Source organism: Dietzia sp. IBK-p2-15D (genome assembly GCF_057773105.1).
Genome location: NZ_JBYMTK010000016.1, coordinates 1 through 18,031 on the forward strand (window position 1 = coordinate 1; position 18,031 = coordinate 18,031).

An 18,031-nucleotide genomic window follows, 5' to 3' on the forward strand; every position below is an offset into this window, starting at 1 on the left:
GGGTCGACACGGCCCGCGCCCGGCAGACCAGGCTCGATGAGCACTACCGCCAGCACGCGGGCCGCTACCGCAAACGACCCCAGATCCCCACCCCGAACACCACCGTCACGATCAACCTGGCAAACGATGGCTCACGACTGACGATCCCACCGATCGCGGCAACCCTCATCGCCGCCTGAATGACTCACAACAGGTTGACAATCACCGTGCTAGTCCCATCGGGATAGCGGATCCGGAATCGGAGTAGCGGATCTCCTGGGGATCAGGCGGTGTGGTCGGCGGCGGCGGGCCCGAAGTCGTCCGCGCTCTCGGGGGGCATGGTGCGGGTCATCGCGGCTGCGGGAATGACCGCCCCGGCCAGGAACGTGAGGATGCCGAGGCCTCCCATCACATAGGCGAGCCGGTGTCCGTCGCCGATCTCGAAGCTCGAACCGAAGATCAGCACCATCGAGATCACGAACAGTCCGCCCGTGACCAGCGAGAGCGACTGAGAGCGGGCCTGAAGGAGCGTCGCCAGCTCGAACTCGTCCAGGTATCGGGCGGGGGCGGTGTCCTTGGAGTCGATGGTGATGCGCAGCATCGTCCAGACCACGCAGATCACCACGGTCATGGGGAGCCAGGCCAGGATGATCGGGAACCAGAAGTAACCCGCCACCGCGATCGCAGCCATGATCGCCAGGCTCGCCCAGTTCAGGCGGACGAGCAGTCGGCGTCGTGCCGGGGTGCGCCACGACGGGAGTCTGCCCTCCGTCCGGGTCTGCATCTTCTCGAATCGCTGCTCGGATCGGGTGAGGGTGTCGACGCGGTTGGAGGTCATGATCGGTCCTCTCGGGTGGGGCGGTAGATCTCGGCGGACATCGGTCGGAACTCCTCGCGGGAGAACACGGCCTCGACCGGCAGGTCGAAGACCGCGCAGATCCGGAAGGCCAGATCCAGGCTCGGGTAGTGGTCGCCTCTCTCGAGCGCCCCCACGGTCTGGGGGTTGACCTCGATCTGCTCGGCGAGCGCCGCACGGCTCAGGCGGCGCTCGGCCCGCAACACGGCGATCCGGTTGTGAATGGGGAGCTTTTCTCCCCGTCGGACTGGACTCATGTACCTAAGTGTTGGGAAAACCCAACGATTTGTCAATGGGTCATTGTGGGTAGGCTGGATCACATGAGTAGCGGAAGCATCCACGACATCTCGTTCACCACCATCGACGGCGAGGAGGCCAGCATGGGCGACTACGCGGGCCACGCGGTCCTCGTGGTCAACGTCGCCAGCGAGTGCGGGCTCACCCCGCAGTACGAGGGGCTGCAGGAGCTGGCGGACGACTACCGCGACCGCGGCCTGTTCGTGATCGGGTTCCCCTGCAACCAGTTCATGGGCCAGGAACCGGGTGACGAGGACACCATCAAGGAGTTCACCTCCGGCAAGTACGGGATCACCTTCCCGCTCGCGGCCAAGGTCGACGTCAACGGGCCCGACCGTCACCCGCTCTACGTCGAGCTCACCAAGGTGGCCGACTCCGACGGTGAGGCGGGGGACGTGCAGTGGAACTTCGAGAAGTTCCTGCTCTCGCCCGAGGGAGAGGTCGTCGGACGGTTCCGTCCCAAGGTTGAGCCCGGAGCCCCCGAACTGGTGGACGCCCTCGAGGAGACACTTCCGATCTGACCGTGGGGGCAGGGGCATCGGGCTCGGCAATGTCTTGGGCTCGGCACTGTATCGGGCTCGGCAATCTGGAGTACACCTCGCCGTCGTCACCGGGTCATCACTCCCTGGCACGATGCCCTCATGACCCCGCGCCTCATCGTCTCGGTCTCGGGACTCCGCGACACCACCCTCGACCACGCCGTCGACCTGGTCGGCGACCTCGAACGTCGGTCCGTGCCGGTCTCGCTGCTCGTCGCCCCGCGGCGGGGGCGCGAGTACCGACTCGCCGACGACGACGGCACCCAGGAGTGGCTGCGGCATCGCCGGCGGCAGGGTGACGCCATCGTGCTGGGCGGCTACGACGACGCGGCGACCAGGCCCCGCAGGCCCGAGTTCGCCTCGATCGGACCCGCCGAGGCCGCCGTGCGTCTCACCGCCGCCGACCGGCTCATGGCGGAGATGGGCCTGCGTACCCGGGTGTTCGCCCCGCCGCGCTGGAACGCCTCCCCGGGATGCCTCCGGGCACTCCCCGGGGCGGGCTTCCACGTTTGCGCCGCACTGACCGGGATCCACGACCTCCCGCGCGGCACCATCGAGCGGGGTCGAGCGCTCTCGATCGGCGAGGGGTTCGTCGCCGACGCCTGGTGGTGCCGGGCCCTCGACGCCGCGGCCGGGCGCACCGCCGAGACCGGCGGGACGGTCCGGCTCAATGTCGCGGCCACGCAACTCTCGCGCCGGGCGCCCCGGTCGGCGCTGCTCGACGCGGTCGACGCGGTGGTCGGCGAGCACGGTGCGCGGCCCGTCCGCTACGAGTGGTCCCCGGTCGCGCTCGTGGGTGCCGCGTGAGCTTTCGGTCCGGCGACCAGCGGCGGGTAGGATCGACCAGTGAGTCCCGGCCGGTCCGGGATCGTCCCGCGTAGCCGTCCGATCGAGGAGTTCCCACCGTGGCCCGAGTCGTCGTCGAAGTCATGCCCAAGGCCGAGATCCTCGATCCGCAGGGTCAGGCCATCCACCGAGCCCTCGGCCGTCTGGGCCACGGCGGCGTCACCGACGTCCGGCAGGGCAAGCGGTTCGAACTCGAGATCGCCGACGGCGTGACGGAGGCCGAGCTCGAGGAGATCGCCTCGTCCCTCCTGGCCAACACCGTGATCGAGGACTGGAAGGTCGTCCGCGTGGACACCGCGGAGGCGGCCTCGTGACCGCACGGATCGGCGTCATCACCTTCCCCGGCACACTCGACGACATCGACGCCTCCCGTGCCGTCACCCGGGCCGGGGCCGAGGCCGTCTCCCTGTGGCACGCCGACGCCGACCTCAAGGGCGTCGACGCCGTGGTGGTCCCCGGCGGCTTCTCCTACGGCGACTACCTGCGGTGCGGTGCCATCGCCTCGATGGCCCCCGTCATGGAGGAGGTCATCTCGGCCGCCAACGGCGGCATGCCCGTGCTGGGGATCTGCAACGGTTTCCAGATCCTGTGCGAGGCCGGGCTGCTGCCCGGCGCCATGGGCCGCAACCGCGACATGCACTTCATCTGCCGCGACGAGTGGCTGCGGGTGGAGAACAACGGCACCGCCTGGACCTCCCGGTTCGAGCAGGATGCCGAGATCCTCATCCCGCTCAAGTCCGGCGAGGGCCGCTACATGGCCACGCCCGAGACCATCGAGCAGCTCGAGGCGGAGGGGCGCGTGGTCTTCCGCTTCGCCGGAGACGCCCCCAACGGCTCCACCAACAACATCGCCGGCATCAGCTCCGCGAACGGTCGCGTGGTGGGTCTCATGCCGCACCCCGAGCACGCGATCGACCCGCTGACCGGGCCCTCCGACGACGGGCTGGGCCTGTTCCTGTCCGCACTGGACACGATCGTGAGGGTCTAGACGACACCAGGTTTAGACGATGCACCGCGGCTGACGCGGCGCGGTGCACGCGCCGCCAACCGCGCGCAGCGCGTCCATGACGAAGGGCCCGCCGGAATCTCTCCCGACGGGCCCCTTGTCCTGAAAGCGTCGAATCAGACGGGGAGGCCAGCGCTGCCGGTGCTCCCGAGGTCGCCGCCCAGGCCGCCGACGAAGGCCAGGAGCAGGTTCGGCAGGATGAAGAGCGCCTGGGCGATGGTGTCGATGGCCGACGAGCCGGGCAGGCCGCCTTCCAGGCTGCCGACGAGCTCAGCGCTGAGGGGGCGGTGGCGTCGGCGATCGAACCGGTGAGGTCCATGGGTTCTCCTTTATGTAGTTCGCCCCTGGAATGGCGGAGCGACGTGCGGCGACCCGGGTGGTCACGCGCATAGGGAGAATTTTGCACAGGTACCTGGGAATTCACTTAGATTCGCCAGGAATATGTCACGTGTCACCTAATGTACATGGTGAATACAAGGGGGCGCGCCGCCCGGCGGTCGGGCGGCGCGTCGCTGCCGCTCAAGGGATTCATTGGGGCGACGTTCTCCGGCCGAGGGCGCTACGGCCCCCAGGTGCTGCCGATGTCGGCGCCCGCCATGGCGGCCAGGCTCCCGAAGAGCGAGGGGAGCGAGAAGAGGGTGCCGAGGATCGTGTCGATCGCCGACGAGCCGGTGGGGCCCCCGGCGAGGCTTCCTCCTAGCGTCATACTAAGCGGCGCTGTGGCGTCATAGATGGAACCGGTGAGGTCCATAGGTGTCTCCTTGGTTGGTGGGTGGCGGATTCGGTCAGGCGCCGGTGGTGCTGCCCAGGTCGGCGCCGATCCCGGCGATGACGCTGAGCAGGTAGCCGGGCGCCGCCGTCAGGGCGAAGGCGACAGTGTCGATGAACGATGAACCCGTGAGGCCGATGGCGCTGCCCGTTGCCTGGGCGCTCAGGGGAGCGGTGGCGTCGAAGATCGAGCCGGTGAGATCCATGTGTGGCTCCTTGGTTGACTACGTCGTGTTGCCGCCCCGGGGAGGGCGGCCGCGACGGCCCGGATGGTCGTCGCGCACCCGGAACGCCGGGACAAGGAGAAGTGTCTCACCAAGTGGCGACCAAGTCGCCCGGGGAAATCACAATGTGATATTAGGCCGGCGAACATCCGGCGGCACCGGGCTGGGAGTGCGCGGTCGAGTTCTCCACCGGTGATGCCGTGATGTGCGGCGGGGATGGGGCGGCCCCCTCGAAACCCGGGTGGCCGCGGCCCCCTGCGCGGGAGTCGGCAGGCTCGTCGTTACCGGGGCGGCCATCGAGTTGACCGGTGGTCCAGGTCGTTGCAGTCAGGTTTCGGGGCGCGATCCACCGTCGTCGCGGCGTGAGTGGCCCGATTGGCGCCGAACCCGCGTCGACTGCGGCCGATGCGGTAGAACCGTGGGATGAGCGAAACCAGTGACCAGCCCGTCTCCGCCTCCGACAAGGCCGACCGGCCGTTCGACATCGTCCTCTACGGTGCGACCGGGTTCACCGGGGGACTGGTGGCCGAGTACCTGTTGCGGCACACGCCCGAGGGTGGTTCCTGGGCGGTGGCGGGCCGGAACCGGACCAAGCTGGACGCGATCGTCGCCCGACTGGCCACCGAGATGCCCGACGTCCCCGCGCCCGGGGTCGTCGTCGCGGACACCGACGACGCGCGCTCGCTGGCGGAGATGGCACGGTCCGCTCGCGTCATCATCACCACCGTCGGCCCGTACCTCGAGTACGGCGAGCCCCTGGTGGCCGCCTGCGCCGAGGCCGGAACCGATTATGTCGACCTGACCGGCGAGCCCGAGTTCGTCGACCGCATGTACCTCGAGCACCACGACGCGGCCGTGGCCTCCGGCGCACGGATCGTCCACGCCTGCGGCTTCGACTCGATCCCCCACGACCTGGGCGTGTTCTACACCATGAAGCAGGTCCCCGAGGGCGTGCCCGCGGTGGTGTACGGGGCCGTCCACGCGGACGCCCAGTTCTCCGGCGGCACCTTCCACTCGGCCATCGGCCAGTTCGCGCGCCTGCGGGACGCGGCGAAGACCGCCAAGCTGCGGCGCCAGAAGGAGGGCAGGGTCTCCGGTCGGCGGATCAAGTCGGTCCAGGGCAAGCCGCACCGGGACAGCGTGCTGGGCCGCTGGCTCGTGCCGCTGCCGACCATCGACCCGCAGATCGTCCTGCGGTCGGCCGCAGCCCTCGAGAGCTACGGGCCGGACTTCACCTACTCGCACTACGCGTCGGTCGGCTCGCCCGTCACCGCCACGGCCGGCATGGTCGGTGTCGGCGCGCTCGCGCTCGGCTCGCAGGTCGGCCCCATCCGGTCGCAGATCCTCAAGCGGATCGACCGCGGAGCCGGGCCGAGCGAGTCCCGCCGGGCCCGGTCCTCGTTCGACGTCACCTTCGTCGCGCTCGCCGGCGGACGTCGGATCGTCACCCGGGTCTCGGGGGGCGACCCGGGGTACAACGAGACGTCGATGATGCTCGCCGAGTCGGGTCTGAGTCTGGCGTTCGACGACCTGCCCGCGCTCTCGGGTCAGCTCACCACGGCCCAGGCCATGGGTGACGCCCTGCTGGACCGGGTCCAGCGCGGCGGCCTGACGTTCGAGGTCCTGTCGACGTAGGGCGGGCCCCGGGCGACCCCGCACGAGGTGGGGCCGAAGGCGTCGATTCGCCACCCGGAGGGGGCCGACTAGACTCGGCCCCGTGACCTCTCACGTGGACTCCATCTCGCACGCCTCCGACACCCCCGAGCTGGCCCAGCCGTGGGCGGAACTCGGACTCAAGGAGGACGAGTACGCCCGCATCCGGGAGATCCTGGGGCGCCGCCCCACGGACGCCGAGCTGGCCATGTACTCCGTCATGTGGTCGGAGCACTGCTCCTACAAGTCCTCCAAGGTGCACCTGAGGTACTTCGGGGAGACCACCACCGACGAGATGCGCTCGTCCATGCTCGCCGGCATCGGTGAGAACGCCGGCGTCGTGGACATCGGCGACGGCTGGGCCGTGACCTTCAAGGTGGAGTCCCACAACCATCCCTCGTACATCGAGCCCTACCAGGGCGCCGCGACCGGTGTCGGCGGGATCATCCGCGACATCATGGCGATGGGTGCGCGGCCGGTGGCCGTGATGGACCAGCTGCGCTTCGGCCCCGCCGACGCCGACGACACGCACCGCGTGCTCCCCGGCGTCGTGGCGGGCGTCGGAGGCTACGGCAACTGCCTGGGCCTGCCGAACATCGGTGGCGAGACCGTGTTCGACGAGTCCTACGCCGCCAACCCCCTGGTCAACGCCCTCGGCGCGGGCGTCATGCGCGTCGAGGACCTGCACCTGGCGTTCGCGTCCGGCACGGGCAACCGGATCATCCTCTTCGGTGCCCGCACCGGCCTCGACGGGATCGGCGGCGTGTCGGTGCTCGCCTCCGAGACCTTCGACGTGGATGAGCACGGCGCGCCGGTCAAGCCCCGCAAGCTCCCGGCCGTCCAGGTGGGCGACCCGTTCATGGAGAAGGTCCTCATCGAGTGCTGCCTCGACCTGTACCGCGAGGAACTGGTCGTGGGCATCCAGGACCTCGGCGGAGCCGGCCTCGCGTGCGCCACCTCCGAGCTGGCGGCGGCCGGCGACGGCGGCATGCACATCGTGCTCGACAACGTCCCGCTGCGTGCGGAGGGCATGACCGCCGCGGAGATCCTCTCCAGTGAGTCGCAGGAACGCATGTGCGCCGTGGTGACGCCGGAGAACGTCGAGGCCTTCATGGAGGTGTGCCGCCGCTGGGACGTGCTGGCCGCCGACATCGGCGAGGTCACCGACGGCGACCGACTCACCATCGAGTTCCGCGGCGAGACCGTCGTGGACGCCCCGCCGGAGTCACTGGCCGACGAGGGACCGGTCTACGAGCGCCCCGTCGAGCGCCCCGCCGACCAGGACGCACTGCAGGCCGACACCACCGCGAACCTGGCGCGCCCGGCCACCGGTGACGAGCTGCGCCAGACCCTGCTGGACATGATCTCCAGCCCGGCGCTGTGCTCGCGCAAGTTCATCACCGAGCAGTACGACCGGTACGTCCGCGGCAACACGATCCTCGCGGAAGCCGCCGACGGCGGTGTCCTGCGCATCGACGAGGAGACCGGGCGCGGCATCGCGCTGTCGACCGACGCCTCCGGTCGCTACACCAAGCTCGACCCGTACACCGGCGCCCGACTGGCCCTGGCGGAGGCCTTCCGCAACGTCGCCGTCACCGGCGCCACCCCGGTCGCGGTGACCAACTGCCTGAACTTCGGCTCCCCCGAGGACCCGGGCGTGATGTGGCAGTTCCGCGAGGCCGTCCACGGCCTGGCCGACGGGTGCGCCGAGCTCGGCATCCCCGTCACCGGCGGCAACGTCTCGTTCTACAACCAGACCGGCTCCACGCCGATTCTGCCGACGCCCGTCGTGGGCGTGCTCGGGGTGATCGACGACGTCGCCCGCCGCACGCCCACCGCGTTCGGTGACACCCCCGGCGAGAGCATCTACCTCCTCGGCGAGACCCGGGACGAGCTCGACGGGTCCATCTGGGCCCAGGTCGCCCACGACCACCTCGGCGGCCTGCCCCCGACTGTGGACCTGGCGTGGGAGGCCACCCTGGCCCGCATCATGGCGACCAGCTCCAAGGACGGCCTCATCACCGGCGCCCACGACCTGTCCGAGGGCGGCCTCGCGCAGGCTCTCGTGGAGTCGGCGCTGGCGGGCGAGTGCGGCATCCGCGTCGTGCTGCCCGAGGGCGCCGACCCGTTCCTGTGGCTGTTCTCCGAGTCCTCCGGACGCGTGATCGTCTCCGTGCCGCGGGGCGAGGAGATCCGCTTCCAGCAGATGCTCACCGCGCAGAACATCCCGCACGCGCGGGTCGGCGTGACCGACCCCGACTCGGGCACGTTCGAGGTGCAGGGCCAGTTCACCCTCACCACCGACGAGTTGCGCGCCGCCCACGAGGGGACGCTGCCGGCGCTGTTCGGCGTCGACCCCGTCTGAGTCGTCGGGGAGGACGGCCGGACCGGGGACAGGCGGGCGGATGCGCGACCTGCGCGGGCGTGAGCGGGTCCTCGCGGTGGTGCTCGCCGCCACCGCGGGGTTCGTCGACGCCGTCGGCTTCCTCGTGGTGGGCGGCTACTTCGTGTCCTTCATGAGCGGGAACTCCACCCGCATGGTCGTCGATCTCTCGGGCGGTGACCTCGCAGGTGCCGCCATCGCCGCCGTCGTGCTGGTCTCGTTCTTCCTGGGGGCGGTCGGGGGCGCGGTGGTGACCCGACGCCGCAACCTCGACGACCGACCGGCGGTCCTGTCCCTCGTGGCGTTCCTGCTCGTGCTCTCGCTCGTCCTGCACTGGGTCACCACGGCCACGGTGCTCGGGACGCCGGTGTCCGTCGCGGCGGCGGCGGCATCGATGGGGGCCATGAACTCCGTCTTCCACTCCCGTGGCGAGGTCTCGCTCGGCGTGACGTACATGACGGGCGCCGTGGTGAAGTCGGCCCACCGCCTGGTCGACGCGCTGGCCGGGGGATCGTGGGCCCCGTACCGCCAGCAGGTGGCCCTGTGGTCCGCGCTCGTCCTCGGTGGTGTCGCCGGTGCGCTGCTGCACGTGGCCATGGGCGCCACCGCGCTCGCGCTGGCCGCGGCGGTCGTGATCGGCGCGGCGGTCGTGACCGTCCTGCTGCGCGCCCGGGACTACCGCACCCCCTGACGGCCCGTCAGGGCCCCGGGCCTACGGCAGCCCTCGTCGTCGTGCCCCCAGGTAGGCCTCCCGCGCGGCGAGGCCACGGACCACCTCGTCGAGCATCGGACGTACGAACCGTTCCTTGTGCGCTGCGTCGGAGGCCGCCGCGGCGGCCAGGTTGAGCGCGGAGAACGTCGCCAGCATCAGCGACACGCGCACGAGGGTGACGCTGACCGGGAGTCCGAACAGCAGCCCGCCCGGCTCGTCGGGAGGGCGCAGCGTCCACCGGGTCTCGGTGATCTCGGGGACGGCGATCCACCCGAGGGTCACGAAGAACAGGAATACGAGCGTGGCGAACAGCGCCGCCTGGATCAGGGTCGCCAGCACGGGCACCAGCACCAGGTTCACCCGCTCGCCCGGACGCAGCGGGTGGTCCGGCGCGCGCCCTCCCAGGTCCTGGAGGATGTCGTCGCGGGTGGAGATGCCCACCAGCAGCACGGTGAGCACCACCATGACGCCCAACACGGCGAACGTCCGCGGCCAGGACAGTTCCACCATGACCTGCCAGATCTCCACGCTGAAGAACAGGAACAGCACCGCCAGCATGAGGATCGGCAGCACCCTCGCCACCATCGGCCCCATGGTGGCCAGTTCCCGCCGCACGCGCCGCGCCGACCAGCGCACCAGCGAGCCCAGCCCCGTGTAGGTGCCCACCAGGACGCCCACCGCGAGCAGGACGGTGGTGCGGTACGAGGGGCCGTCGTGGGGGTCGAACACGACGTGGGGGACGACTACGAGGGCGATCAGTGCCCCGAGACCGATCGCCGAGCCGGCCACCGGGCGCGCGCGACGGGCCGCCGTCGACACCAGCCATCCCACGAGTGGGGCGGCGACCCAGAGCGCGACCGCCAGCAGGAGGAGTTCGGCGATCGGCTCCGGGGCGTCGAGCAGTTCCGGCTCCGCCCCCGGCCCGGCCCGCTCGAGCAGCGCGATCATGTAGTCGTTCGACCGGTCCACGGCGGCGATCCCGGTGGCGGCCACCGCGAGCCCGGCACCGACGCCGGCGGAGCGGGGGAGCACCTCGCGGCGCCGCGTGGCCGGGGCGATCACGAGCGGCAACCCCAGGGCGCGCAGGTGGTCCTCGTGGGCGGTCAGGCTACTCGCGGGGGTGGGGTCGGGCGTGGGCACGCGCATATTCTCGCAGTGATCGGGCTCCGCACGGGACGGACCGGCGGCTATCGTCGATCCATGTCCACCAGCGAGCGCACGACGCCCGTCGCGGGCGGCGGCGCCGACCCGGCGGCTCCGGCCGTGACGGGAGTCCCCGTCGAGCCCGGCCGCCCGACCGAACCGCCCGTCTACGTCAGCCCGCCGACCAAGGTCCGCGACGACACGGTGCGGCCACCCCTGCCCGGCCTCGCGGTGGACACCGTGTTCTTCTCGGTCGCCACCCTGTCGGCGGGCTGGCTGGGCTGGCGGTTGCTGAGCGACGTCTGGCACCACACCTGGTGGCATCTGTTCCTGCTGATCCCGTTCTGGGCGCTGGTCGCCTACCTGGTGCTGCCGCGCCTGCAGACGCTCGTCACGTCGGTGTACGTGCCCGGGTACTTCATCGCCCGCACCCGCACCTCCGACGGTCTGCTGGGGGATCCGGTCAACCTCGCCGTCGACGGCACGGCCCGCCAGATCCACGAGGCGATGACCGCCTGCGGCTGGGTGCTGGCCGACGACATCACGGTCCGCTCCTCGTGGGGGATCATCATGTCCTCGGTCCTGCGTCGGTCCTACCCGTCGGCGCCGGTCAGTCCGTTGCGGCTCTTCGGTCGCCGGCAGTGCCTGGCGTATCAGCAGGAGGTCGAGGGCAACGCCGCGCAGCGCCACCACGTGCGCTTCTGGCGGTGCCCGGACGGGTGGCTGCTGCCCGGCGGGCACCGGGTGCAGTGGCTCGGCGCCGGCACCTACGACCGCGCGGTGGGCCTGTCGCTGTTCACCCTCCAGGTGACCCACAAGATCGACGCGGACATCGACGTCGAGCGCGACTACATCGTCGACTCCATCCGGTACCACGTCCCCGGTGTGGGGGTCCGGGTGCTGGAGAACTTCTCGACCGGCTACCACTCCCGCAACGGCGGCGGTGACGCGATCCGCACCGACGGGGACCTGCCCGTGCTGGACCTGCGCACCGTGCCGGTGCCCGAGGCGTCGGCGGCCGACCTGCCGCCGGGCGTGGTGCGCGCGGCCCGCGGGTTCGACGACCCGGTCGCCGAGGGCGGCGTCGCCTCGGGGGATCCGGACCGTCCGGCCGACGACGTCGCGCCCGACCCCGGCCACCTGCCGCGGCCGGCGGCGCTCACCGCGGGGTGCGCACTCGTCGCCGTCAGCGTCCTCGTGTTGACCGTGCTGGCGTTGCGCGACCTGCTGGGCGGGACGGACCTGGAGGAGTTCGCGGGGCTCGAGCAGTCCGAGGTGGTGCCCGCGGTCGTGGTGCTCGCGTTGTTCATCGGCGCGACCTACGGCGCGATGGGGGTTCTGGCACTGCTCACCTACCTGGGGTATGCCCGGCCGCGCGTGTGGTTGCTGACACTGACCGTGGTGAGCACCGTCTCCACCGAGTACGGGCGCGTGTCCACTGATGCCGAGCAGGACACCTTCCTCGGCGGGTACCCCGTCCTGGCGGTCAACGTCCTCATCATGTTGTTGCTCACGAGCCTGGCCGCGCGGACGTGGAGTCGGCGCACCGCCCAGGACCGTCGCGACCGCCGTCGGGGCGTGCGCACCGGCGCGCGGGGACTGCCGGTCGCCGCGGACCCGGTCCCCGTGGCGGCGGGGGATCCGACGTGAGCCGCGTCCCCGACGCCGCGGCGGTGCGCGCGGCCGTCGAGGTGGTGACACCGTGGCTCGACGACGACGACGAGTCGGTCGCCACTCCTGGACGGTCGGCGTTGGCGGCGGCGGTCCGCGGCACCGTGGAGATCCTCGCGGCGGAGTTGCCGGGCCGTTCGGTCGAGGTCCGGGTGCCGCCGTTCGCCGCGGCGCAGTGCGTGGAGGGGCCCCGGCACACCCGCGGCAGCCCCCCGAACGTCGTCGAGACGGACCCCCGCACCTGGCTGGAGTTGGCGACGGGCCGGCTCGACTGGGACTCGGCGATCTCCGAGGGCCGCGTGCGCGCCTCGGGGACCCGGGCGGCGGCGGTCGCCGCGGGGCTGCCGGTCGTCCGGCCGGGGTGAGGGGCCCGGCCGGGTGCGGGGCTCGGCCGGGGTGCGGGGCTCGGTCGGGTGCCTCGTGACGGGGCGGGGGGTGGGCGCCCGGCGGAGGGGGGCTGCGCGCTGGACTTTGGGGCCACGGGGGTCGGTGACCGTAGACTTGCAGGTGCACCGCCGGGGTCCGTCCGGGCGGACCGCCCCGAAAGTCGCGAGGGAGCACCAGCAGGTGGAGAGTACGTCGTCACGACCGGCACCGTCCGGGTCACTCCGCCGTCCCGGTGGCAGCTCCGCCGTCGGGCTCGGGCTGCCCGATCCGTCCGCCCCCGGCCCCGCTGGCCTGCCCGTCGACGCGGAGCGCATCGGCCCGGTCGAGGAATGCGGCGTCTTCGGCGTGTGGGCCCCCGGCGAGGACGTCGCCAAGCTCACCTACTACGGCCTGTACGCACTCCAGCACCGTGGCCAGGAGGCCGCCGGCATCGCCGTGGCGGACGGTGAGCAGGTCCTGGTCTACAAGGATCTCGGCCTGGTCAGTCAGGTCTTCGACGAGCAGACCCTCGAGTCGATGCACGGTCACGTGGCGATCGGCCACTGCCGCTACTCCACCACCGGCGCGGCGAGCTGGGACAACGCCCAGCCGATGTTCAGGCCGATCATCGACGGCGGTTCCGTCGTCCTCGGCCACAACGGCAACCTCGTCAACACGCAGGAACTCAAACGGCACGCGACGGCCCTGGGGATCGGCGGGTACTCGGAGGAGAGTACCCACTCGGACTCCGACATCGTCTCGACCCTGCTGGCCCACGAGGCGCGCGACGGGGGACTCGAGGAGGCCGCGGCCCGTCTGCTGCCCCGGCTGCGCGGTGCCTACTGTCTCACCTTCTCCGACGAGAACACGCTCTACGCGGCCCGCGACCCGCACGGTGTCCGCCCGCTGGCGCTCGGCCGCCTCGAGCGCGGCTGGGTCGTCTCGTCCGAGACGTCGGCCCTGGACATCGTCGGCGCCTCGTTCGTCCGCGACATCGAGCCCGGCGAACTCATCGCGATCGACGCCGACGGCGTACGGTCCCGCAAGCTCTCGCCCCCGACCCCCAAGACGTGCGTGTTCGAGTACGTCTACCTCGCCCGTCCCGACTCGGTGATCAACCGGCGCCTGGTCAACTCCGCGAGGGTCGAGATCGGGCGCCGCCTGGCCCGCGAGCATCCCGCCGAGGGGGACCTGGTGATCCCGGTCCCCGAGTCCGGCACGCCGGCCGCCGTCGGTTATGCGCAGGAGTCCGGGATCCCGTTCGCGCAGGGGCTGACGAAGAACGCCTACGTGGGCCGTACGTTCATCCAACCCAGCCAGACCATCAGGCAACTGGGGATCCGACTCAAGCTCAACCCGCTGCGTGAGGTGATCCGCGGGCAGCGGCTCGTGGTGGTGGACGACTCGATCGTTCGGGGCAACACCCAGCGCGCCCTGGTCCGCATGTTGTACGAGGCCGGAGCCCGTGAGGTGCACGTCCGGATCGCCTCGCCGCCGGTGCGCTGGCCGTGCTTCTACGGGATCGACTTCGCGAGCCCCGCCGAACTCATCGCCAACGGCGTCGACGCCTCGGACGGAATGCTCGAGGGGGTGCGCCGCGCCATCGGCGCGGACAGCCTCGGATACGTCTCCGTCGAGGGGATGATCGAGGCCAGCGGCCAACGCGGCGACGAACTGTGCGCAGCGTGCTTCGACGGGCACTATCCCATCGAGCTTCCCGACGACTCGCCCATGAGCGCGGCCGTGCGCGCGCTGGCAGCCGAGGTCGACGGCCTCGAGGCCGATCGCTTCCCGGTCCGCAGTGACATCGCGGACCCCGTCCGCCGACCCTGAACGGGCGCCCGACCAGGGGCGCCGACGAGGAGAGACCACATGACCGACAACTCACACCCCCCGACCGGCGCCTCGTATGCCGCCGCGGGCGTCGACATCGACGCCGGCGAGCGCGCGGTGGAGCTGTTCGCCCCCCACGCCAAGCGGGCGACCCGGCCGGAGGTGATGGGAGGCCTCGGTGGATTCGCCGGCCTGTTCTCGCTGAAGAACACCTACCGGCAACCGCTTCTCGCGTCGTCCACGGACGGCGTCGGGACCAAGATCGCTGTCGCGCAGGCGATGGACGTCCACAACACGGTCGGTATCGATCTCGTCGCCATGGTCGTCGACGACCTCGTGGTGTGCGGTGCCGAGCCGCTGTTCCTGCAGGACTACATCGCCATCGGCAAGGTCGTCCCCGAGCACGTCGCGGACATCGTCGAGGGGATCGCGGAGGGCTGCGTCCGGGCCGGGTGCGCGCTGCTGGGCGGGGAGACGGCCGAGCACCCCGGTCTCATGGCCCCGGGGGAGTACGACATCTCCGCCACCGGTGTGGGGATCGTCGAGGCCGACGAGATCCTCCAGGCCGAGAAGGTCCGCCCCGGCGACGTGATCATCGGGATGGCCTCCTCGGGGCTGCACTCCAACGGGTACTCGTTGGCCCGGCACGTCCTCCTCGAGCTCGCCCGACTCCCGCTCGAGGGGCACGTCGAGGAGTTCGGACGGACCCTGGGTGAGGAGCTGCTCGAGCCGACGCGTATCTATGCGCTCGACTGCCTGAGCCTCATCGCGGAGACCGACGTCCGGGTCTTCAGCCACGTCACCGGCGGCGGGCTCGCCGAGAACCTCGCCCGGGTGATGCCCCGCGGCCTGGTCGCGCGCCTCGACCGGGGACGCTGGCCCGTTCCCGCCGTCTTCGGCACCATCGCCCACCACGGCCGCGTCGAGCAGGCCGAGATGGAGCGCACGTTCAACATGGGGGTCGGGATGGTCGCCGTCCTGCCCGAGGAGGACGTGGACCGGGCCCAGGCCGTCCTCACCGCACGCCACGTCGAGAACTGGGTGATCGGGCGCGTGGAGAAGGCCGGCGAGGACGCCGACGCCCCCCGCGTGACACTCGAGGGTTCACACGCCCGGTTCTGACCGCTCGCAGACGACAGCGACCCGGCCGGGGCAGTTCCGGCCGGGTCGCTGTGTCGTCGTGCGGTGTCCCGGCCAGTGTGACACGCGTGAGCCGGGCATCCTCGGGGATGCCCGGCCCACGTGGGTCTACCGGGAACGGGGGATGGTCAGTACCTGGTGTCGCCGTCGGACCATGACCCGTAGGGGTCATCGTCCTCATCGGTGCTGAGCCGCGTCGGCGACCCTCCACCCGACAACTCCTGCTGGAGACGTTCTAGGTCCGTCTGCGGAGTGTTGTACTTGAGTTCGCGAGCGACCTTGGTCTGCTTCGCCTTCGCGCGGCCTCGGCCCATTGACCTGACCCCCTCGGAAACGGTGCTGGGCCACCTCGGGGGTGCCCATTGCAAGTGTGAGTATCTGCCTGTCCACAGGATAGCGTGCCCGGCGCGGAATGTCCGCCCGGGTGTCGAGGGAGTCGTCTCCAGCAGTGACCCGCGGGGGTGATCCGACCCCCGCGGGGGTGTCAGGCCTGGCCGCGGAGTCGGCGGATGGCCTCTCGTCCGGCCTGGGTCCCGGTGTCCTCCGGGGCGCTGTCCGGGTCGACGGCGGCGACGACCCCGTCGATCTCGAGGGCGGCGTCGACGGCCACGGACCGCTTGAGCAGGGCGAGGGCCACCGGTCCGTCCTCGTGGTGCTGGACCACGGTCCCGACGCGTCCGACGGGGCGGCCGGCGGCGCGGACCTCGGCGCCCGGCACGGGCAGTTCGTCGCTGGCGGATCCATCCAGCTGGAGTCGGACCAGGACCCGGGGCGACCGTCCGAGGTTGTGGACCCTGGACACGGTCTCCTGGCCGCGGTAGCACCCCTTGTCCAGGTGCACGGCGCCGCGCTGCGCCACATCGCCGATCCAGGTGGGGAGCTCGTGGGGGATGGTCTTCTCGTCGGTGTCCACCCCGAGGCGGCCGCGCGGCGGGGTCGTCCCCGCCGCCCGTAGGGCCTCGAACGCCCACGAACCCGCCGGACGCGCTCCCGCGGCGACCGCCGCGTCGAACCACGCGCTCAGTTCGGAGCGCGGGACCAGCAGGTCGATCGATCCGGTCAGGGGCCAGGGCATCCGCCGGGCCACACCGCCGCCCGGCAGCGGGATGCCGGCGTAGTCCCCGACCGGCAGGGTCACCTCGGTGCCGTCCGGTGCCTCGAGGGTGGCGGGGAGGGCGGCGCCGGTGAGGGTGAGGACGGCGAGGTCCGCGGTCTCCGGTGTCGCGTCGGCCCAGAACACCATCTTGGTGAGGAACTGCAGCAGGTCCGCTCCCCGGCCGGGTTCGGTGTCCACGACGAGCGTGCCGCCGACGTCGGCGAGGACCGCGTGGTGTTCCACCCGCCCGTTCGCGTCCAGCACCAGCGTCTCGGCGCCGCCACCGTCCGGGATCTCGGACACGTGCTGGGAGACGAAGCCCTCCAGCCAGGTCAGCCGCTCGCCGCCACCGATGGTCAGGACGTCCCGGTGGGAGCGGTCGACGACCACCAGCGCGGAGTCGGCCGCGCGCTGCTCCCCGAACGGGTCGCCGTAGTGGTACGGCACCCCGACGTCGGGGGAGGTGTCGGCCTGGTTCACTGCTCCGGGGCGGGTCAGGATCGGGCTGCGGTAGCCGCTGTCGGTCCGCTCGGGCACAACTGGGTCGGTCACGATCGCGAGTCTACGTACCCCGCCGTAGTGTTGGGCGGCATGGGCACAGCAGTGGAAACGGGTACCGATCGGACTGACGACGCACGGGTGGTCGTCCTCGTCGCGGGCGGTCCGGAGGGGCCGCGTCCCCGGGTCCACCCGTCCGATCAGCCACTGTTGTTGGCCGACGACCTGGCCGCCGTCCGTGGCGACGGTTGCTTCGAGACACTCCTCGTCGTCGGTGGCCGCCCCGCCAAGCCGGAACGTCACCTGGCGCGACTCGCCAGATCAGCGGCCTCGCTGGGGCTGACCGGGCCGTCCCCGGAACAGTGGCTGGCGGGCATCGACCTGGCCGCGCGCCGGTGGGGGCCGGACTCGGAGGCGATGCTGCGGTTGGTACTGTCCCGCGGGCCCGAGCGCGGCGGGCGGGAGACGGCCTACATCACCGTCGCGCCCGTGAGCGGGGTGGCCCTGCGGGCGCGGGCCGAGGGAATCGCGGTGACGGCCCTCGGTCGGGGGTATGCGTCGGACGTCGCCGCGTCCGCCCCGTGGCTGCTGCTCGGATCCAAGACGCTGTCGTATGCGGCCAACATGGCGGCGCTGCGGCACGCCGCCGCGGCCGGGTTCGACGACGTGGTCTACCTGTCCTCCGACGGTGAGGTGCTGGAGGGCCCCCGTTCCACCGTGGTGATCGCCCGCGGCGGTGAGCTGGTGAGCCCTCCGGCGGAGGTGGGGATCCTCGAGGGCACCACCCTGGCGGCCATGGCGGAGATCGCCGGGGCCGAGGGTGTGCGCGTGCGGCGGGAGCGGCTGCTGCTGACCGACCTGTTGGCCGCGGACGCGGTGTGGCTGTTGTCCTCGGTGACCCTGTGTGCGCGGGTCCGCAGGGTCGACGATGTGACGCTGTCGACCGGGGACCCCGGGATCGATGTCGTCGGCATGGTCGACCGCGCGGTCGGCCGCGGGTGACGGGCCCCGCCACCCGGGC

General features: G+C 71.5%; 19 protein-coding genes. 12 read left to right on the forward strand and 7 right to left on the reverse strand.

The genetic code is table 11. From position 1 onward, the window contains the following. Window positions 1-262: 262 nt before the first annotated feature. Together AC3DEV_RS16140 and AC3DEV_RS16145 are read right to left on the reverse strand one after the other, a co-directional pair. The gene (locus tag AC3DEV_RS16140; protein ID WP_067711963.1) at window positions 263-817 is read right to left on the reverse strand and encodes a hypothetical protein; all 555 of its coding nucleotides are present in this window, start codon (window positions 815-817) and stop codon (window positions 263-265) included. Then, a complete protein-coding gene (locus tag AC3DEV_RS16145; RefSeq protein WP_069389637.1) occupies window positions 814-1,092 on the reverse strand; it encodes a helix-turn-helix transcriptional regulator in 279 nt (92 codons plus the stop codon). Before AC3DEV_RS16145 ends, AC3DEV_RS16140 begins: the two co-directional genes overlap by 4 nt. A 63-nt stretch (window positions 1,093-1,155) precedes the next feature. Between AC3DEV_RS16145 and AC3DEV_RS16150 the strand changes: the two genes are divergently transcribed. The 4 genes from AC3DEV_RS16150 to purQ all read left to right on the forward strand — a co-directional run bounded on the left by AC3DEV_RS16150 (window position 1,156) and on the right by purQ (window position 3,505). Further along, a complete protein-coding gene (locus AC3DEV_RS16150; protein WP_488372756.1) occupies window positions 1,156-1,653 on the forward strand; it encodes a glutathione peroxidase in 498 nt (165 codons plus the stop codon). A gap of 120 nt (window positions 1,654-1,773) precedes the next feature. Next, window positions 1,774-2,478, forward strand: coding sequence for a DUF2334 domain-containing protein (locus tag AC3DEV_RS16155; protein ID WP_488372757.1), 705 nt, complete (start codon window positions 1,774-1,776; stop codon window positions 2,476-2,478). Between the two features lie 98 nt (window positions 2,479-2,576). Further along, window positions 2,577-2,831: a phosphoribosylformylglycinamidine synthase subunit PurS gene (gene purS, locus AC3DEV_RS16160; RefSeq protein ID WP_069388988.1), complete on the forward strand. Its 255-nt coding sequence runs from the start codon at window positions 2,577-2,579 to the stop codon at window positions 2,829-2,831. After that, entirely contained in the window at window positions 2,828-3,505 is a 678-nt protein-coding gene (gene purQ / locus AC3DEV_RS16165) for a phosphoribosylformylglycinamidine synthase subunit PurQ (RefSeq protein ID WP_268091677.1), read from the forward strand. Before purS ends, purQ begins: the two co-directional genes overlap by 4 nt. Before the next feature lie 577 nt (window positions 3,506-4,082). Here purQ and AC3DEV_RS16170 read toward each other — a convergent pair. Continuing rightward, a complete protein-coding gene (locus AC3DEV_RS16170; RefSeq protein WP_268091679.1) occupies window positions 4,083-4,274 on the reverse strand; it encodes a hypothetical protein in 192 nt (63 codons plus the stop codon). A gap of 34 nt (window positions 4,275-4,308) precedes the next feature. Next, window positions 4,309-4,497 carry a hypothetical protein gene (locus tag AC3DEV_RS16175; protein ID WP_268091680.1) on the reverse strand — a complete coding sequence of 63 codons (189 nt, stop codon included), beginning with the start codon at window positions 4,495-4,497 and terminating at the stop codon, window positions 4,309-4,311. 441 nt (window positions 4,498-4,938) lie between these two features. On the opposite strand from AC3DEV_RS16175, the gene AC3DEV_RS16180 reads away from it, so the two are divergent. From AC3DEV_RS16180 to AC3DEV_RS16190, 3 genes are all read left to right on the forward strand, one after another. Next, on the forward strand, window positions 4,939-6,150 hold the full coding sequence (locus AC3DEV_RS16180; protein ID WP_488372758.1) for a saccharopine dehydrogenase family protein: 1,212 nt from the start codon (window positions 4,939-4,941) through the stop codon (window positions 6,148-6,150). A gap of 82 nt (window positions 6,151-6,232) precedes the next feature. After that, a complete protein-coding gene (purL, locus tag AC3DEV_RS16185) occupies window positions 6,233-8,533 on the forward strand; it encodes a phosphoribosylformylglycinamidine synthase subunit PurL (RefSeq protein ID WP_154828827.1) in 2,301 nt (766 codons plus the stop codon). Between the two features lie 40 nt (window positions 8,534-8,573). Then, entirely contained in the window at window positions 8,574-9,242 is a 669-nt protein-coding gene (locus AC3DEV_RS16190; RefSeq protein ID WP_132064004.1) for a YoaK family protein, read from the forward strand. A 21-nt stretch (window positions 9,243-9,263) separates the two neighbouring features. Here the strand turns inward: AC3DEV_RS16190 and AC3DEV_RS16195 are convergent, their stop codons facing one another. Continuing rightward, complete coding sequence (locus AC3DEV_RS16195) at window positions 9,264-10,409, reverse strand: hypothetical protein (RefSeq protein ID WP_488372759.1); 1,146 nt, start codon at window positions 10,407-10,409, stop codon at window positions 9,264-9,266. A 54-nt stretch (window positions 10,410-10,463) separates the two neighbouring features. Between AC3DEV_RS16195 and AC3DEV_RS16200 the strand changes: the two genes are divergently transcribed. The 4 genes from AC3DEV_RS16200 (at window position 10,464) to purM (ending at window position 15,398) form a co-directional block, all read left to right on the forward strand. After that, on the forward strand, window positions 10,464-12,056 hold the full coding sequence (locus AC3DEV_RS16200) for an LssY C-terminal domain-containing protein (RefSeq protein WP_488372760.1): 1,593 nt from the start codon (window positions 10,464-10,466) through the stop codon (window positions 12,054-12,056). Continuing rightward, window positions 12,053-12,442 (forward strand): sterol carrier family protein, encoded by a 390-nt coding sequence (locus tag AC3DEV_RS16205; RefSeq protein WP_363426517.1) that lies wholly within the window; start codon window positions 12,053-12,055, stop codon window positions 12,440-12,442. The genes AC3DEV_RS16200 and AC3DEV_RS16205 overlap by 4 nt, the downstream gene beginning before the upstream one ends. Before the next feature lie 202 nt (window positions 12,443-12,644). Next, the gene (gene purF / locus AC3DEV_RS16210) at window positions 12,645-14,276 is read left to right on the forward strand and encodes an amidophosphoribosyltransferase (protein ID WP_488372761.1); all 1,632 of its coding nucleotides are present in this window, start codon (window positions 12,645-12,647) and stop codon (window positions 14,274-14,276) included. Between the two features lie 39 nt (window positions 14,277-14,315). Then, window positions 14,316-15,398, forward strand: a complete 1,083-nt coding sequence (gene purM, locus AC3DEV_RS16215) for a phosphoribosylformylglycinamidine cyclo-ligase (RefSeq protein ID WP_067712004.1) — start codon at window positions 14,316-14,318, stop codon at window positions 15,396-15,398. Window positions 15,399-15,544: 146 nt separating this feature from the next. On the opposite strand, the gene AC3DEV_RS16220 is transcribed toward purM, so the two are convergent. Together AC3DEV_RS16220 and ygfZ are read right to left on the reverse strand one after the other, a co-directional pair. Beyond that, window positions 15,545-15,730: a DUF3073 domain-containing protein gene (locus tag AC3DEV_RS16220; protein WP_067712007.1), complete on the reverse strand. Its 186-nt coding sequence runs from the start codon at window positions 15,728-15,730 to the stop codon at window positions 15,545-15,547. A gap of 170 nt (window positions 15,731-15,900) precedes the next feature. Beyond that, window positions 15,901-17,064 (reverse strand): CAF17-like 4Fe-4S cluster assembly/insertion protein YgfZ, encoded by a 1,164-nt coding sequence (ygfZ, locus tag AC3DEV_RS16225; RefSeq protein ID WP_488372762.1) that lies wholly within the window; start codon window positions 17,062-17,064, stop codon window positions 15,901-15,903. A gap of 39 nt (window positions 17,065-17,103) precedes the next feature. Between ygfZ and AC3DEV_RS16230 the strand changes: the two genes are divergently transcribed. Beyond that, window positions 17,104-18,012, forward strand: a complete 909-nt coding sequence (locus tag AC3DEV_RS16230) for an aminodeoxychorismate lyase (protein WP_256820121.1) — start codon at window positions 17,104-17,106, stop codon at window positions 18,010-18,012. The last annotated feature ends 19 nt before the right edge of the window (window positions 18,013-18,031 follow it).

Excerpts from the sequence above, each read along its gene's own strand:
- AC3DEV_RS16140 (WP_067711963.1), bottom strand. The coding sequence starts at position 817 with ATGACCTCCAACCGCGTCGACACCCTCACCCGATCCGAGCAGCGATTC.
- AC3DEV_RS16145 (WP_069389637.1), bottom strand. The coding sequence starts at position 1,092 with ATGAGTCCAGTCCGACGGGGAGAAAAGCTCCCCATTCACAACCGGATC.
- AC3DEV_RS16150 (WP_488372756.1), top strand. The coding sequence starts at position 1,156 with ATGAGTAGCGGAAGCATCCACGACATCTCGTTCACCACCATCGACGGC.
- AC3DEV_RS16155 (WP_488372757.1), top strand. The coding sequence starts at position 1,774 with ATGACCCCGCGCCTCATCGTCTCGGTCTCGGGACTCCGCGACACCACC.
- AC3DEV_RS16170 (WP_268091679.1), bottom strand. The coding sequence starts at position 4,274 with ATGGACCTCACCGGTTCCATCTATGACGCCACAGCGCCGCTTAGTATG.
- AC3DEV_RS16175 (WP_268091680.1), bottom strand. The coding sequence starts at position 4,497 with ATGGATCTCACCGGCTCGATCTTCGACGCCACCGCTCCCCTGAGCGCC.
- AC3DEV_RS16180 (WP_488372758.1), top strand. The coding sequence starts at position 4,939 with ATGAGCGAAACCAGTGACCAGCCCGTCTCCGCCTCCGACAAGGCCGAC.
- AC3DEV_RS16190 (WP_132064004.1), top strand. The coding sequence starts at position 8,574 with ATGCGCGACCTGCGCGGGCGTGAGCGGGTCCTCGCGGTGGTGCTCGCC.
- AC3DEV_RS16195 (WP_488372759.1), bottom strand. The coding sequence starts at position 10,409 with ATGCGCGTGCCCACGCCCGACCCCACCCCCGCGAGTAGCCTGACCGCC.
- AC3DEV_RS16200 (WP_488372760.1), top strand. The coding sequence starts at position 10,464 with ATGTCCACCAGCGAGCGCACGACGCCCGTCGCGGGCGGCGGCGCCGAC.
- purM (WP_067712004.1), top strand. The coding sequence starts at position 14,316 with ATGACCGACAACTCACACCCCCCGACCGGCGCCTCGTATGCCGCCGCG.
- AC3DEV_RS16220 (WP_067712007.1), bottom strand. The coding sequence starts at position 15,730 with ATGGGCCGAGGCCGCGCGAAGGCGAAGCAGACCAAGGTCGCTCGCGAA.
- AC3DEV_RS16230 (WP_256820121.1), top strand. The coding sequence starts at position 17,104 with ATGGGCACAGCAGTGGAAACGGGTACCGATCGGACTGACGACGCACGG.